The 15,524-nt window shown below is 65.9% G+C and carries 14 protein-coding genes; 4 read left to right on the top strand and 10 right to left on the bottom strand.

Translation table 11 applies throughout. The features are described from left to right. The first annotated feature begins 26 nt into the window (after positions 1 to 26). From bamA to fabZ, 3 genes are read left to right on the top strand one after another with little or no spacing between them, the layout of a single operon-like run. Positions 27 to 2,591 (top strand): outer membrane protein assembly factor BamA, encoded by a 2,565-nt coding sequence (gene bamA / locus AAC014_RS12650; protein WP_339709029.1) that lies wholly within the window; start codon positions 27 to 29, stop codon positions 2,589 to 2,591. Beyond that, positions 2,591 to 3,160, top strand: coding sequence for an OmpH family outer membrane protein (locus AAC014_RS12645; RefSeq protein WP_339709027.1), 570 nt, complete (start codon positions 2,591 to 2,593; stop codon positions 3,158 to 3,160). The genes bamA and AAC014_RS12645 overlap by 1 nt, the downstream gene beginning before the upstream one ends. 12 nt (positions 3,161 to 3,172) lie before the next feature. Continuing rightward, positions 3,173 to 3,643: a 3-hydroxyacyl-ACP dehydratase FabZ gene (gene fabZ, locus AAC014_RS12640; protein ID WP_339709025.1), complete on the top strand. Its 471-nt coding sequence runs from the start codon at positions 3,173 to 3,175 to the stop codon at positions 3,641 to 3,643. On the opposite strand, the gene AAC014_RS12635 is transcribed toward fabZ, so the two are convergent. Genes AAC014_RS12635 through AAC014_RS12610 form a run of 6 tightly spaced genes read right to left on the bottom strand, consistent with a single transcriptional unit; the run spans position 3,635 to position 10,214 of the window. Then, positions 3,635 to 4,135: a molybdenum cofactor guanylyltransferase gene (locus AAC014_RS12635; protein WP_339709023.1), complete on the bottom strand. Its 501-nt coding sequence runs from the start codon at positions 4,133 to 4,135 to the stop codon at positions 3,635 to 3,637. The two genes, fabZ and AAC014_RS12635, sit on opposite strands and share 9 nt — an antisense overlap. Then, complete coding sequence (locus AAC014_RS12630) at positions 4,135 to 4,647, bottom strand: RidA family protein (protein ID WP_339709021.1); 513 nt, start codon at positions 4,645 to 4,647, stop codon at positions 4,135 to 4,137. Before AAC014_RS12630 ends, AAC014_RS12635 begins: the two co-directional genes overlap by 1 nt. Positions 4,648 to 4,663: 16 nt before the next feature. Continuing rightward, positions 4,664 to 5,827, bottom strand: a complete 1,164-nt coding sequence (locus AAC014_RS12625; protein ID WP_339709019.1) for an isovaleryl-CoA dehydrogenase — start codon at positions 5,825 to 5,827, stop codon at positions 4,664 to 4,666. Beyond that, positions 5,824 to 7,812: an acetyl/propionyl/methylcrotonyl-CoA carboxylase subunit alpha gene (locus tag AAC014_RS12620; protein ID WP_339709017.1), complete on the bottom strand. Its 1,989-nt coding sequence runs from the start codon at positions 7,810 to 7,812 to the stop codon at positions 5,824 to 5,826. The genes AAC014_RS12625 and AAC014_RS12620 overlap by 4 nt, the downstream gene beginning before the upstream one ends. Continuing rightward, positions 7,805 to 8,617 (bottom strand): enoyl-CoA hydratase-related protein, encoded by an 813-nt coding sequence (locus AAC014_RS12615; RefSeq protein ID WP_339709015.1) that lies wholly within the window; start codon positions 8,615 to 8,617, stop codon positions 7,805 to 7,807. Before AAC014_RS12615 ends, AAC014_RS12620 begins: the two co-directional genes overlap by 8 nt. Before the next feature lie 7 nt (positions 8,618 to 8,624). Beyond that, positions 8,625 to 10,214 carry a carboxyl transferase domain-containing protein gene (locus AAC014_RS12610; RefSeq protein WP_339709013.1) on the bottom strand — a complete coding sequence of 530 codons (1,590 nt, stop codon included), beginning with the start codon at positions 10,212 to 10,214 and terminating at the stop codon, positions 8,625 to 8,627. A gap of 99 nt (positions 10,215 to 10,313) precedes the next feature. Here AAC014_RS12610 and AAC014_RS12605 point away from each other — a divergent pair, with 99 nt between their 5' ends. Beyond that, positions 10,314 to 11,210 (top strand): LysR family transcriptional regulator, encoded by an 897-nt coding sequence (locus AAC014_RS12605; protein WP_339709011.1) that lies wholly within the window; start codon positions 10,314 to 10,316, stop codon positions 11,208 to 11,210. Here AAC014_RS12605 and AAC014_RS12600 read toward each other — a convergent pair. From AAC014_RS12600 to AAC014_RS12585, 4 genes are read right to left on the bottom strand one after another with little or no spacing between them, the layout of a single operon-like run. Next, positions 11,162 to 11,863 carry an ABC transporter ATP-binding protein gene (locus AAC014_RS12600; protein ID WP_339709009.1) on the bottom strand — a complete coding sequence of 234 codons (702 nt, stop codon included), beginning with the start codon at positions 11,861 to 11,863 and terminating at the stop codon, positions 11,162 to 11,164. The genes AAC014_RS12605 and AAC014_RS12600 overlap by 49 nt on opposite strands. Continuing rightward, positions 11,860 to 12,828 carry an iron ABC transporter permease gene (locus tag AAC014_RS12595; RefSeq protein ID WP_339709007.1) on the bottom strand — a complete coding sequence of 323 codons (969 nt, stop codon included), beginning with the start codon at positions 12,826 to 12,828 and terminating at the stop codon, positions 11,860 to 11,862. The genes AAC014_RS12600 and AAC014_RS12595 overlap by 4 nt, the downstream gene beginning before the upstream one ends. Beyond that, positions 12,825 to 13,610 (bottom strand): ABC transporter substrate-binding protein, encoded by a 786-nt coding sequence (locus AAC014_RS12590; protein WP_339709005.1) that lies wholly within the window; start codon positions 13,608 to 13,610, stop codon positions 12,825 to 12,827. Before AAC014_RS12590 ends, AAC014_RS12595 begins: the two co-directional genes overlap by 4 nt. Continuing rightward, positions 13,598 to 15,469 carry a TonB-dependent receptor gene (locus AAC014_RS12585; protein WP_339709003.1) on the bottom strand — a complete coding sequence of 624 codons (1,872 nt, stop codon included), beginning with the start codon at positions 15,467 to 15,469 and terminating at the stop codon, positions 13,598 to 13,600. Before AAC014_RS12585 ends, AAC014_RS12590 begins: the two co-directional genes overlap by 13 nt. Positions 15,470 to 15,524 lie beyond the last annotated feature (55 nt).

Here is a 15,524-nt window from a genome sequence, read left to right as displayed (position 1 = left end):
GGGAACCTGTGGGCCAACAGACGCTGATGCCGGCCACCATGCATCGTAACTGGGTCTCCGCGCTGCTCCTCGGCAGCGCGCTCGGCCTGTCGCAGCCCGCGCTGGCGCAGGACACGCAGCCTGCGGACGCCGCGCCTTCGGCGGCGCCTGCGCCCACGGCTGTTGCCGAGCAAGAGAGTGTCGTGCGTTCGATCACGATCCGCGGCGCGGAGCGTCTGGAGCCGGAAACCGTGCGCTCGTATGTGGGCCTGTCAGCGGGCGACAGCTACGACCGCAACCGACTCGACCGCGCGCTGAAGGACCTTTACGCGACCGAACTGTTCGCCGACGTGACAATCCGCGACCGTCAGGGCGAGCTGATCGTTGACGTGCGCGAGAACCCCGTCGTCAACCGCATCGTGCTTGAAGGCAACAAGCGCGTGAAGGACGAGAAGTTCAAGGACGAGATCAAGCTCGCGCCGCGCCAGATCTTCACGCGTTCCAAGGCGCGCGCCGACGTCGCGCGCATCCTTGAGCTTTATCGCCGTCAGGGCCGTTTCGCGGCCGCGGTGGAGCCGAAGATTGTCCAGCTCGACCAGAACCGCGTCGACGTGGTGTTCGAGATCGAGGAGGGGCCGAAGTCCAAGGTCCGCCGGATCAACATCGTCGGCAACACCAAGTTCTCGGACGGCGACCTGCGCGGCGAAATGGCCACCAAGGAGGCCAAGTGGTACAAGTTCTTCACATCGAACGACACCTACGATCCTGATCGCTCGGCCTATGACCAGCAGAAGCTGCGCCAGTTCTATCTGACCGAAGGTTATGCGGATTTCCGCGTGGTTTCGTCGGTCGCCGAGCTGACGCCGGACCGCAAGGATTTCATCATCACCTACGTGGTGGATGAAGGCGAGCGCTACAAGTTCGGCGAAGTCGATCTCGAAAGCCAGATTCGCGACATCAAGGAAGAGAACTTCAAGCGCATGCTTCCGATGAAGCAGGGCGATTGGTACAATGCCAAGCAGATCGAGGACACGGTGACGAGCCTGTCGGAATCGGTCGGCCTCCTCGGCTACGCGTTTGCCGACATCAACCCCCGCTTCAATCGCGACAAGGAAAAGCGCGAGATGGGGGTGACGTTCGTCATCAACGAAACGCCGCGCGTTTACGTGGAGCGGGTCGAGATCAACGGCAACACGATCACAAAGGATCATGTGATCCGCCGCGAGTTCCGCCTCGCGGAAGGCGACGCGTTCAACAGCTTCCGCGTCAAGCGTTCGCGCGACCGTATCCAGAGCCTCGGCTATTTCCAGGAAAACCTCGAAATCCAGCAGAAGCAGGGCTCGGGGCCGGACAAGGTCATCCTGGAAACCAACCTGCAGGAGCAGGCGACCGGCGAGCTTCAGGTCTCAGCGGGCTATTCGAGCCTCGAGAACTTCCTCGTCAACCTGTCGATCCGGCAGCGCAACTTCCGCGGCATGGGCCAGGAGCTGCGCGCCTCGGTCAACTGGTCCAAATATTCGCAGTCGGTAGAGCTGGGCTTTACGGAGCCCTACCTGTTCGGACGCAACCTCGCGCTTGGCGGCGACATCTTCCGCCGCGACTACAACAGCTTCCGCTTCCTTGGAAACGGCGACCGCGATACCACCTACGAACAGTCGACGACCGGTTTCCAGATCCGCACGGGCTTCCCGATCACAGAGTTCTGGTCGGCGTCGTTCCGCTACGGGCTCAGCTACGACGACGTGTCGCTCGACGAGCGTACCTTCTACACGAACGGCGTCTGCGACCCGCTGCTCGCAGGACGCTTCCTCTGCGATGCGGTCGGCAAGCGTACGACCTCGTCGCTCGGCTACTCGATCGCTTACGATACGCGCAACAATGCGATCCGGCCGAGCGCAGGCCACCGCTTCATGATCAGCCAGGATATCGCGGGCGTCGGCGGCAGCGTGCAATACGTGCGTTCGCGCCTCAACGCCGACAAATACTGGCGCCTGTTCGGCAGCGGCTTCATCCTGAACCTCGGGCTCGAAGCGGGCTACATCTTCGGCTGGGGCGGCGACAACATCCGCCTAACCGACCGCTTCTTCCTTGGCGAACCGCGTATGCGCGGCTTCGACATCCGCGGCATCGGCCCGCGCGTGATCCGCCAGCGCTACACGAACCCGACGAACTCGAGCGATCCGTTGGATTATATTCTCAGCAACGAGAGCAACCAGAGGCAGGATGACTCGATCGGCGGCGAGACCTATTATCAGGTACGTGCCGAGGTCCAGATTCCCCTGAGCGCAGGCGCTGCCGAGATGGGTCTGCGTCCGTCGGTGTTCGTTGATGTTGGCGCGCTCTGGAATACGGATTTCAATCCGTCTACAGACTTGCAGGATATCCGCCAGATTGCGAATGGCGTAAATTCTAGCACCGGTGAAACCGATTACGTACCGGGTTTCAAGGAGTTCTACCTGGGCGACACATGGAAACCGCGCGTCGCCGTCGGCTTCGGTATCAACTGGAACTCTCCATTTGGCCCGTTCCGCATTGACATCGCGAAAGCGCTCGTCAAGCAGGAGGGGGATGACACCAAACTGTTCCAATTCAACGTAGGGACCCAATTCTGATGAAAATGCTTACCCGCGTCGCCATTGCCGGCGCTCTCGCGTTCACGGCGCTTCCGAGCGTTGCGCTTGCACAGGCTGCGCCGCCGATCGTCGTCGTCGACATGGGCCGCATCGCCGCTGAATCCGCCGCTTCGAGGAGCGCTGAGCCGCAGCTGAAGGCGAAGTTCGAAAGCGTTCAGGCGCGCGCGAAGACGCTCGGCGACCAGTTCCGCGGCGAGTACGAGAACCTGCAGAAGGCGCAGCCTTCGATGGCGAAGGAAGCGTTCCAGGCGAAGGCCAAGGAGCTTCAGCAGCGCCAGGTGACCGCCGAGAACGAAGTGCGCGGCAAGGAACAGGATTACGCCCGCTCCGTGCAGTACGTGCGCCAGCAGATCCTGGAAGCCGTGAACCCCATCATCACCGCCGTGATGCGCGAAAAGGGCGCGAGCCTTGCGCTCGACCGCGACGTGACGCTCGCCACCGCGCAGTCGCTTGATGTCACGAACGAGGTGATGACGCGCCTCAACGCAGCGCTGCCGCGCGTCAACGTGAACCCGCCGGCCGCTCCGGCCGCTGCGCCCAAGAAGTAAGCGGCGCGCATCTTGTCAGGGGGCGAAGCCTTCGACGCGCTTGAGGTGGGAGCAGTGATGGCACTGCTCCCGCACCGCTATCCCATGCTGCTCGTCGACCGCGTGGTCGATTTCGTGCCGAATGAGCGGGCGCGCGGCATCAAGGCGGTAACGATCAACGAACCGTTCTTCCAGGGCCACTTCCCACAGCGTCCGATCATGCCGGGCGTGCTGATCGTCGAGGCGCTCGCGCAGACCGCGGGCGTGCTCGCTATGAAGTCACTCGGCGACGAGGCGCTCGGCAAGCTCGTCTATTTCATGGCAATCGAAAACGCCAAGTTCCGTCAGCCGGTCGAGCCGGGCTGCCTGCTGAACCTCGACGTCGAGTTCGTGCAGCGCCGTTCGAGGGTCTGCAAGTTCAACGGCGTCGCCAGCATTGTCGGCGGCAAGGTGGCGGCGGAATGCAGCTTCACCGCCATGATCGCGGACCCGCCCTCAGCGTAGATCATCTGGCCAGTTGATGTTCCGGATCGGATCCGGCCACGCCAGCATCTCCGCATCGACCGCCTCGCACCACGCCCGCATCGCGCGCGGCGATCCGCTCTCCAGATAGGCGGCAAGCCGGGCCGCGAGCGTCGTTGGCCACACGCCGACGACCGGCACGCTTTCGGCCGCGGCGGGCGTTGACACTACAAGCGCCGACAGCAGCGCTTCGGGCAGGTCCGGCACATCGCACGCCGTCGTCAGCACGGCATCGAAGCCATGTTCGGCGCCATAAGCAAGCGCGCCGCACAGCCCGCCAAGCGGACCGAGGCCGGGGGCAGGGTGGTCCGGCACGCCGCCCGGGCGGCCCACGATCACCACGATTTCGCAGAAAGGCGCGATGCTGGCGGCGGCGTGGTCAATCAGGCGCTTGCCATCGAGCAGCGCCTCGGCCTTGTCGCTGCCGAAGCGGCGGCTTTCACCGCCTGCGAGCACGGCGCCCAGGATGCGCATCAGCGCGCGATTTCGATCGTGGCCTCGATCTCGACCGCATAGCTCGCCGGGAGCGAGGCGACGCCCACGGCTGAGCGCGCGGCGAGCCCCGCGTCGCCGAACGCCGTTGTCATCAGCTCCGAAAAGCCGTTGATGACTTGCGGCTGCTGCGTGAAGTCGGGCGCGCTGTTGACCATACCGAGAATGCGCACGAAGCGCTTCACGCGCGACAGGTCGCCGCCGAGCGCGTCCTTGATCGTCGCGAGCATACAGAGGCCGACGCGCTGCGCTTCGGCTTTGCCCTCGTCAAGCGTGACGTCGGCGCCCACCTTGCCGCGCTTGCCGCCACCGATGCAGTCGATATGGCCGGAGAGGAACAGCAGGTTCCCGGTTTCCACCGACGTCACATAAGTCGCTGCGGGCTTCGGCGCGGGCGGCAGGCTATGTCCCGCCGCCGTAAGCCGTTCTTCGGGCATCTCCGCCAGCGCCGGTGCCGCGATCATCATCAGGAGAAACGGCAGCAGTCGGCGCATCGGCGGTCCTTTCAGGTCAGGCGGTTTCCTCGAACAGCTCGCGGCCGATGAGGTAGCGGCGGATTTCGCTCGTGCCCGCGCCGATCTCATAGAGCTTAGCGTCGCGCAGCAGGCGTCCGGTCGGATATTCGTTGATATAGCCGTTGCCGCCAAGCGCCTGAAGTGCTTCGAGCGCCATCCATGTCGCCTTCTCGGCGGAATAGAGGATGCAGCCCGCCGCGTCCTTGCGCGTCGTCTCGCCCCGGTCGCACGCCTGCGCGACCGCATAGACGTAGGACCGCGCAGTGGAGAACGTCACGTACATGTCGGCGATCTTGCCCTGCATCAGCTGGAAGGTGCCGATCGGCTGGCCGAACTGCTTGCGTTCGTGAACATAAGGCACGGTCACGTCCATGCACGCCGCCATGATCCCGAGCGGGCCGCCCGAGAGCACGACGCGCTCATAGTCGAGGCCGGACATGAGGACGTTCACGCCCTTGCCCTCCTGCCCAAGCACATTCTCGTAAGGCACTTCGCAGTCTTCAAACACCAGCTCGCACGTGTCCGAACCGCGCATCCCCAGCTTGTCCAGCTTCTGCGCGGTCGAGAAACCCTTGAAGCCGCGCTCGATGAGGAACGCCGTGATGCCGCGCGGGCCCGCGTCCATGTCGGTCTTGGCGTAGACGATCAGCGTGTCAGCTTCCGGCCCGTTGGTGATCCACATCTTGTTGCCGTTGAGCACATAGCAGTCGTTCCTGCGCTCGGCCTTCAGGCGCATCGACACGACGTCGGAGCCCGATCCCGGCTCGGACATGGCAAGGCTGCCGACATGCTCGCCCGAGATGAGCTTGGGCAGGTACTTCGCCTTTTGCTCGGCCGTGCCCCAGCGCTGCAGCTGATTGATGCAGAGGTTGGAGTGCGCGCCGTAGCTGAGGCCCACGGATGCCGACGCGCGGCTGATCTCTTCCATCGCCACCACGTGCGCGAGGTAGCCGAGCCCAGCGCCGCCGTCCTCCTCCGACACGGTGATGCCGTGGAGGCCGAGCGCACCAAGCTCAGGCCAGAGGTCGCGCGGAAACTTGTTCTCGGCGTCGATGGCGGCGGCGCGCGGCGCGATCTTGTCCTGCGCGAACGCGCGCACGCTCTCTCGCAGCATGTCGATGGTTTCGCCGTGGGCGAAGTTCATAAGGGACAGGCTCATTGGTCCTCGCTTTCGATTTCAACCAGCAGCGTGCCTTCGGCGACCTGGTCGCCCTCCGCCACGCCCACCTTCGCGACCGTGCCCGAAACCGGCGCGGTCATGCGGTTTTCCATTTTCATCGCTTCCAGCACGAGCAGGCGCGCGCCGGCTTCAACCTTGTCTCCCGGCTTCACGAACACGGCGAGCACGCGGCCCGGCATCGGCGCGGTGATATGCCCGCTGCCGCCTTCGGCCGCTTCGGCATCGGGCGCCGAGGTTCCGATGACGAACACGCGGCCGCCGATACGCAGTTCGAAGCTGCCGTCGCGTTCCACGATGGTTGCGCGCACGAGTTCACCGCCGAGGTCGGCTTCCACGCTTTGCGGCCCCGTCCAAAACAGTGCGCCGATGACGGGCTCATCGAGGCCGTCGATGCGGTACGCCGCGCCTTCGGGTGTCAGGCTCAGCGCACGCTTCTCGGCACCTTCGGGGAACAGGTCGACGTGGCGGCGGCTCGGCAGGTTCATGCGCCAGGCGCCTGCGCGCTCGAACATCGTCTGTGCGCTTGGCGGATTATAGCCGCCAACGCGCGTGAGCGCGGCGAGCGCCAGCACGCGGTCCGGGATATCGGTGGGCGGTTTCAGGCTTTCGGCATGGCGCGCGATGAAGCCGGTATCGACGTCACCGTCGCGAAACGAGGCATGATCGACGAGCCGCGCGAGGAACGCGCGGTTGGTGCGCACGCCTTCCACAATAGTGGCGTCGAGCGCGCCGACCAGCCGGTCGATGGCGCTCTGCCGGTCGGCGCCGTGCGCGATCACCTTGGCGATCATCGGGTCGTAGTGGATGCTGATCTCGCCGCCCTCGACAACGCCGCTGTCGATGCGCACGCCGGGGCGGCCTTCGGGGAACACGAGCTGCCGCAGGCGTCCGGTGGAGGGCAGGAAGCCGCTCTCGGGATCTTCGGCATAGAGCCGTGCCTCGACCGCGTGCCCCTCGATCCGAAGCTCATCCTGCTTCATCGGCAGCTTCTCACCGCGCGCGACGCGGATCTGCCACTCGACCAGATCGGTGCCGGTGATGAACTCAGTCACCGGGTGCTCGACTTGCAGCCGGGTGTTCATCTCCATGAAGTAGAACTTCGGATCGCCGGTGGTGTCGACATCATCGCAATCAAGGATGAATTCGATCGTTCCCGCACCTTCATAGCCGATCGCGGTCGCGGCCTTCACGGCGGCGGCGCCGAGCGCCTTCCTGAGCGATGCCGAAAGGCCGGGGGCGGGAGCCTCCTCGATCACCTTCTGGTGGCGCCGCTGCAGCGAGCAATCGCGCTCGAACAGGTGGACGGCATTGCCATGCCGGTCCGCGAACACCTGCACCTCGACGTGGCGGGGTCGGAGGATCAGTTTCTCGATCATCACGCCGTCGTTGCCGAAGGACTTTTCGCCTTCGCGCTTCGCCGCAATGAGCGCGTCGGCGAACTCGGACGGATCATCGACCCGCCGCATCCCCTTGCCGCCGCCGCCCGCCACCGCCTTGATAAGCAGTGGGTAGCCGACTGCCTTCGAAGCGGCTTCGAGGCGCGCGAGGCTCTGGTCGTCGCCCTGATAGCCGGGTGTGACGGGCACGCCGGCGGTCTTCATCAGCTTCTTGGCGGTGTCCTTCAGGCCCATCGCGTCGATGGCCTTCACCGGCGGGCCGACGAATGTCAGACCCGCGTCGCGCACCGCGAGTGCGAACTTCGCGTTCTCCGAAAGAAAGCCATAGCCCGGGTGGACCGCGTCCGCGTTCGTCCGCGCGGCGGCATCGAGGATGCGGTCGACGAGCAGGTACGATTCCGAGGCCGGCGCCGGGCCGATCAGCACGGCCTGTCCTGCCTCGTGCACGTGCGGCGCATCCGCATCCGCTTCCGAATAGACGGCAACAGTTTCGATGCCCATCCGGTGCGCGGTGCGGATGATGCGGCGGGCGATCTCGCCCCGGTTGGCAATCAGCAGCTTACGCATCGGTCTTCATCCAATATGGCCGGCGTTTCTCAAGAAAGGCGGTCAGGCCCTCGGCGGCTTCCTCGGTCGCGCGCCGTGCGGCAATGCGGCGGGCGCTGTCGGTGCGGAGATCGTCAGTGATCTCGCGCCCAGCGAAATCGGTCACGAGAGCCTTGGCGTCGATCACGGCGCCCGGCGCGGCTTCGAGGATGGCATCCACCCAGGCATCCACCTGCGCGTCTGCGTCGTGAAGATCGGCAACACCGACATGCACCAGCCCCATCTCGCGCGCTTCGGGAAGGCCGAACAGCTCGGCGGTGGTGAACCAGCGCTTCGCCTGCCGCGCGCCGATGGCGGCGATCACGAACGGAGAGATCGTCGCTGGCGTGAGGCCGAGGCGCACTTCGGAAAGGCGGAACTTCACGCCGTCTATGCCGACGACCATGTCCGCGCACGCAATGAGCCCGACGCCGCCGCCGAAGATATTGCCCTTGGCGATGGCGATCACGGGCACGGGGCAGGCGGCGATGCTCGCGAGCATGTCCGAAAGCCGCTGCCCGTCGGCAATGTTCTCTGCTTCGCTCCAGCTTCCGGCAGCGCGCATATATTCAAGGTCGGCCCCCGCCGAGAAGCTCTTGCCTTCGCCCGCAAGCACCACGGCGCGCACGCCATCCATCTGTGCGATGCTGTCGAAGGTTTCCTTGAGCGCGCCGATCAGCTCGGCGTTGAAGGCATTGTGGCGTTCGGGACGATTGAGCGTGACGCGCGCGACATTGTGCTCGTCGAGCGTGAAGTAGAGCGTATCGGAGACGGTGTTGTCGTTCATCGCCGCCTCACATCCGGAACGTGCCGAAGCGCGTCTCGGGCACCGGCGCGTTCAGCGATGCGGCGAGCCCGAGCGCGACGACCGTACGCGTGTCGGCGGGGTCGATGATGCCGTCGTCCCACAGGCGGGCGCTGGCGTAATAGGGATGGCCCTGTTTCTCGTACTGGTCGCGGATGGGCGCCTTGAACGCCTCTTCCTCGGCCTTGGTCTTGAAGCCACCGCGTTTCACGGTGGCGAGCACTGACGCCGCCTGCTCGCCGCCCATCACGGAAATGCGCGCGTTCGGCCACATCCACAGGAAGCGGGGCGAATAGGCGCGGCCGCACATGCCGTAGTTTCCCGCGCCGAAGCTGCCGCCGATCACCACGGTGAACTTCGGCACCGCAGCGCAGGCGACCGCCGTCACCATCTTCGCGCCGTGCCGCGCGATGCCTTCGTTCTCGTAGCGCCTGCCGACCATGAAGCCGGAGATGTTCTGCAGGAACAGGAGCGGCACCTTGCGCTGGCAGCACAACTCAATGAAGTGCGCGCCTTTCTGTGCGCTTTCCGAAAACAGGATGCCGTTGTTGGCGACGATACCGACGGGATAGCCTTCGATATGCGCGAAGCCGGTGACGAGCGTTTCGCCATACAGCGCCTTGAACTCGTCGAGCACGCTGTCGTCGACGATGCGCGCGATGATCTCGCGCACGTCCACCGGATGCCGCGTGTCGGCGGGGATCAGGCCGTAAATCTGCGAAGGGTCGTGGCGCGGCGGCTTTGGTGCCCGCACGGCGATTTCCGGTACGCGCGGCGCGGGCAGGGTGGCGACGATGTTCCGCGCGATCGAAAGCGCGTGCGCGTCGTCGTTCGCGAGGTGGTCGACCACGCCGGAGATGCGCGCGTGCACATCGCCGCCGCCAAGGTCCTCCGCCGTCACTTCCTCGCCGGTCGCAGCTTTCACCAGCGGCGGGCCGCCGAGGAAGATCGTGCCTTGGTTACGCACGATGATGCTCTCGTCGGACATGGCGGGCACATAGGCGCCGCCAGCCGTGCAGCTGCCCATCACCACCGCGATCTGGGCGATGCCTTCAGCGGACATGGTCGCCTGATTGTAGAAGATGCGCCCGAAGTGGTCGCGGTCGGGGAACACTTCGTCCTGGTTCGGGAGGTTCGCGCCGCCGGAATCGACGAGGTACACACAGGGCAGCCGGTTCTGCCGCGCCACTTCCTGCGCGCGCAGGTGCTTCTTCACGGTCAGCGGATAATACGTGCCGCCCTTCACCGTGGCGTCGTTGCACACGATCACGCAGGTGCGTCCGGCGATCTGGCCGACGCCTGCGATCACGCCCGCGGCGGGAATGTCGTCCTCGTAGACGTCATGACCGGCGAACAGCGAGAGTTCGAGAAAGGCGGTGCCGGGGTCGAGCAGGCGCTCCACGCGCTCACGGGGCAGCAGCTTGCCGCGCGACGTGTGCCGCTCACGCGAGTCCGCATTGCCGCCGAGCGCGATCTGCGCCGAGCGTTCGCGCAGATCCGCGACGAGCGCCTGCATTGCCTCTGCGTTTGCCTTGAATTCCGGGTCGATAGTATTCGCCTGCGTGCCGACTACGGCCATCGGTCGATCATCCCCTCAGCTTCGTTCAGAGGGGCAATAGCACGCGGGAGGGATTCGGTCTTAATTGAATGCGCCTTCGGTTTCGCATAGATGGCATCTATGATTGACGGCTATCTCTTGCGTTACTTCCTCGCGATCGTCGAGACCGGCAGCTTCACTGCGGCGGCGGCGCGCGTGAACGTCACACAGCCGACGCTTTCCGCCGGTGTCGCCAAGCTGGAACGCGAGCTCGGCGTCTCGCTGTTCCTGCGCTCCGCCCGGCGTGTCGAGCTGACCGAGGCTGGAGCACGCTTTCTTCAGCGCGCGCGCAACATCATGCAGGAATATAACGCCGCGCTTGGCGAAATCGGTGAACCGGCGCGACGCCGGGCGCTGCGTCTCGGCCTGCTGCACACCGTTCCCGCCAGCATCGGCGAACGGCTGGTGCGCGACTGGCAATCCATCGACGGCGCCAATGGTCTTGAGATCGTCGAGGGCAGTGATGCTGAACTGGTCACCCGCCTCGACCAAGGCCGCGTCGACATGGCGCTGACCCTGATGCGCGCGGGCACGGAGAAATATTCGCCGGTCGTGGTGGGGGAGGAGCCCTATCTGCTGATGATGCCCGAAGGCCATCCGCTCGCAGGCCAGGATCCGGTGCCGTCGGACGCCTTGCACAGCACGCCGATGGTCATCCGCCGCCGCTGCGAGGTGCTCAGCGAGGTCAGTCGGCACTTCACCGGGCACGGCGTCCGGCCGCCGCTTGCCTACCGCACGGTGCAGGAGGAACGGGCGCTCGCCATGGTCGCCGCCGGCCTCGGCGTCACAGTGATGCCCGCGTCCTATGCTGCGCCTGGCATCGTCAAGCGGCGCTTGTCCGGCTTCGACCGCACGCGGACGCTCGCCGTCCTGCAAAGCCCCGTCGCCATGGCGCTGAGGAGCGATGTCGCCCGCATGACGTCACTCGTTCAGGATGCGTTTCGTCGCCAGCCTGCCCCGTCGCGCGCGATCCCGTAGACAGCGGCAAGGTTCGTTTCGGTCAGCACGGCTGAGGGCACGCCTTCTGCCACGATCCGCCCGTCCGCCATCAGCACGCACCGGTCGCAGTGCGCCTCCGCAAGCGTGAGATTGTGGAACGACGCCAGCACACCCGCACCATGTGTCGCCTCCGCGCGCAGCAGCGCCAGCACGTCCAGCTCATGCCCCGGATCGAGGTTTGCCGTCGGCTCGTCGAGTAGAAGCCAGTCCGCACGGCTCGCCAGCACGCGCGCCAGCAGCACGCGCGCGCGTTCACCGGTCGAGAGCGTATCCACTTGGCGCGATGCGAACGCCTGCATGCCGACCCGCGCGAGCGCTTCCGCCACATCGGCCTCGCCCGCGCCTGAAAGCGCCACGATATCGTCCGCGCGCATCGGCCAGTCGACGCGCCGACCGGAGGGCATATAGGCGATATGACGCGCCCGTTCGCGTGACGTCATGGCGTCAAACGATCGCCCGTCGGCAGTGATCGTCCCGTACCCGGCGGTCAGCCCCGCGAGCGCGCGCAGCAGCGTCGTCTTGCCCGATCCGTTCGGCCCGACAAGGCCGACGACCTCGCCGCGGGCAACGGCAAGATCGATCACGCCTGTCAGGTGCGGACGCGCGATTGCGGTTGCGACGAGACCGCTCATGACGGCACTCCGCGCCGCGACAGGATCAACCACAGGAAGAACGGGGCTCCGAGCATCGCTGTCACCACGCCGATCGGCAGCGTCTTTCCGTTCAGCGGAAAGCGCGTGACGATATCCGCCGCCACCAGCAGCGCCGCGCCGCCGAGAGCGCTCGGCAGCAAGGCCGGGCCGGGGCGATTCCGCACCAGCGGTCGCACCAGATGCGGCACGATCAGCCCGACGAAGCCGATGATCCCCGCCACCGCGACCGCCCCGCCCACGGCGACGGCGCTGCCGCCCACGATCCGCCAGCGCATCGCGCGGACGTCGTAGCCCAGCGTTGCAGCGACATCCTCGCCGAGCGCCAGAGCGTCGAGCCCGCGCGCCGCCGAAAGCACGAGCAGGCTTCCCGCGAGCATGGCGGGAAGGCCGACGCTCACGTGGCCGAGATTGCGGTCGGCGAACGAGCCGAGCAGCCAGAACATGATGTCGTAGAAGGCGAACGGCGAAGGCGCGAGCGCGAGCGCCAGGTTCATCATCGCCCCGCCGAGTGCCGAGATCGCGACCCCGGCAAGGATCAAGGTTGCCGAGGATGCCCCGCGCCCGGCTAGCGCCAGTAGCAGAAGAAGCGCGATGAGCGCCCCGGCAATGCCGCCGCCTGCCATCGCGAGCGTTCCCGCAAGCCCGAGGAAATAGGCCGAAATGACTGCGCCAAGCGCCGCGCCCGCCGAGGTGCCGAGAATGTCGGGAGAGGCGAGGGGATTGCGCAGAAGTCCCTGGAGCGCCGCACCTGAGAGCCCCAGCGCCGCGCCCGCCGAAGCCGCAAGGACCAGCCGCGGCAATCGAAGCTCGACGATGAGCATCTGGGCAAGCGCCGGGTCGCGCTTCATGAGACTGAGGATCGGCACGTCGCCGATCAGCAGCGACGCGGCGGCCACGACGACCAGCACCACGCCGAGGATCAGGCAAAGACGCCCCGCGTTCATTGTGCGATCTCCGCGCGAAGCCGTGCGACATCAGCCGCGGCAAGCGGACCGGGGCAGGCCCAGAACCGCCCGTCGACATAGGCAGGCTTCCGGCCCGAAAGATGTGTCGCGGTTCCGAGCCAATCCTGCGGAAGCGAAAATTGGTCGGCGCGGTAACGGCTGAGGATGAGGAGGGGAGGTGGCGCGGCCACAAGCCCTTCGAGCGTGACGCGGCTGGACGGCATCACCATCTGCCGAATGCCCGCGTGTGCGAGAAGTTCGGCGGCGATCGAATGCACGTCGGGCGTCAGCCCGCCTGCAACGACCATCAGCGCGTCGTGGGCATTGGCAGGGGCGGCGCCCAGTTTTGTTTCCATCCAGCCGATCAGCGCCGCGCCGCGTGCCGGATGCCCGAGCACGGCGGCGACCGTTCGAATATTGTTCCGAAGCTCGGCAAGCGTCAGCGGCGGCGGCACATCGACCACGCGCGTTCCGGTCCGCTCGGCGAGTTCGCGCGCGAAGCGGTTCACTGCGCCGCCGGTGATGACAAGATCGGGCTTCAGGTGCGCGACTGAGCTGAAGCGGCCATCATTGCTGTGCAGCCCGCGCGCCTTGGGGGCGAGCGGCGTCTCGCGACGGTCGTGCCCCAGGAACGAAACGGACACGAGCTGATCCGGCTCGGCCAGCAGCAGCACCAGTTCATCCGTGCAAAGCCCGAGAGAGGCGACGCGCGCAGGTGTTCCCGCCTCCGCCGCCGTGGCGGCGAAGGCGAGCACAGCAAGAAGGGCGATCAACCGCCCCATTTCACGCGGATACCGCCGAACGCGGAGATGCCCTGCGTCCGGTATCCGTAGGCGTCTTCATAGGTCGCATCGAACAGGTTCTCGATGCGCCCCGTCAGCTCGAAGTCGCCGCCCAGCTTCACGCGGCCAGAAAGCGAGGCGAGCACATAGTCCTTCAGCGTCACGACACGTGCTGGGAAGCTGTCGAAGTCCGTATCCTTGCGGTTGCCGACATAGTTTGCCGCGAACGTGACCGAGGCGGCGCCCAGATCGGCGGTCGCCAGCAGGCTGCCGCTGTGCCGGGGACGCCGGGCCTCGCGCAGCTTTGCCGCGCCTGCGACCTTCGCTTCCTTCGCGTCGAGCCAGGTATAGCTGCCGCCGAGCGTCAGCCAGGCGAGGGGCTTCGCATCAAATGACGCCTCGATGCCCTTGCGCTTGCTCTTTCCGCTCGCGTTGGCGACGCTGGAGAGGAAGGTCACGGAATCGAAGGTCGAGACGATCTCGTCCTCCAGGTTGGCCTGGAACCACGTCACGTCCGCCGAAAACGCGTCCTTGCGATATCCGACACCCGCATCCCAGCCGATCGAGCGTTCGGGTGTCAGGTTCGGATTGCCGACGAAGCTGCCGGGGAAAAAGCCGAACATCTCCGTGAAGGTCGGATCCGTCACGCCCTTGCCCGCGCTCGCGTGGACGGTGAAGCCGTTTTCGAGCGTGTATCGGCCGGACGCGCGCCACGTCGTTGCGTCCTTGAATGCGTCGTTCTCGTCCTGGCGGACGCTGGCGCCCAGGGTGAGGCCGCCCGCCGTGAGTCCGTAGTCGAGCACGAAGCTGGTGCGATCGCGCGAGACGCGCTGGTTGGTGCCGCCGAAATACGCGTCGTCGTCAGCCCGGAAACGCTGCGTGCGATACTCGATGGCGCCGGTCACCCGGTGGCGAAGGGCTTCGCTGCCGAAGTCGATGCCTGTCTGGTAGCCGGTCTCGAACACGTCCGCGTCGGTGCGGTTGAGATACGAGTCGTCGTCACGGTTGATGTTGTCGGTCGTCACGAAGCTGCCGAAGATCTCGTGCCGCCAGCGGCCATCCAGCGTGTCGACGCGACCGAAGCCGCGCATCGCGGTCGCCCGTATGCGCGTGTTGTCGAGCGTGTCGTCGCGCACGAAAAAGCTGTTGGAGCCGTCGAATTCGCTCAGCGAATTGGTGTGGCGAACGACGAGGCCGAGTTCGCCGTTCTCGGTCGGCCGGACGGAGGCTTTCGCGGACAGCATCAGCGATTCATAACCGTCGCGTTCCTTGATCCCGCCGCCGAAGCTGTCGGTGCCCTTGGTATCGTACCAGCTCGATTGAACGAGGATACCGCCTTTCTCGTTGCCGATCCCGGCGCCGCCGGCGGCGTGGAGCGTCCCGAACGAGCCATATTCGGCGCGGCCGAAAATCCGCGTGCCATCGGTCGGTTCCGCCGATGTCACGGAGACGACACCGCCGATCGCTTCTGATCCCCACAGCGCCGATTGCGGTCCGCGCAGCACTTCAGCGCGCGCAATTCCGTCGGATCCGAGCGTTTCCCAGCGGAACTCGCCGGAGGTGGCCGGGTCATTCATGGCGATCCCGTCGATGAAGACGAGCGTATGGTTGGCTTCCGAACCGCGGACGCGCACCTGAGTTTGCGCACCCGTGGGACCGGAACGCGCGACGGACACGCCCGGCGACAGGCGCAGGACGTCAACGAGCTGCGGCACGGCGACAGCCTCGATCGTCGCGCCGTCAATCACCGTCAGCGCGCCGCCGGTTTCGCCGTAGGCAACCGGTTCCCGCGCGGCGGAAACGACCAGCGTTCCGTCATCGACAATCGCAGCAGCGGAAAGAAGAAATACAGCAATCATAATAACCTCCATGACTATGTTCACACATCGTCACAGCGGGCATGACTGCTCGCAC

Origin of the sequence: uncultured Sphingosinicella sp. (genome assembly GCF_963974575.1) — a bacterium.
GTDB lineage: Bacteria > Pseudomonadota > Alphaproteobacteria > Sphingomonadales > Sphingomonadaceae > Sphingosinicella.
This window is presented reverse-complemented; position numbering and strand designations above follow the sequence as displayed.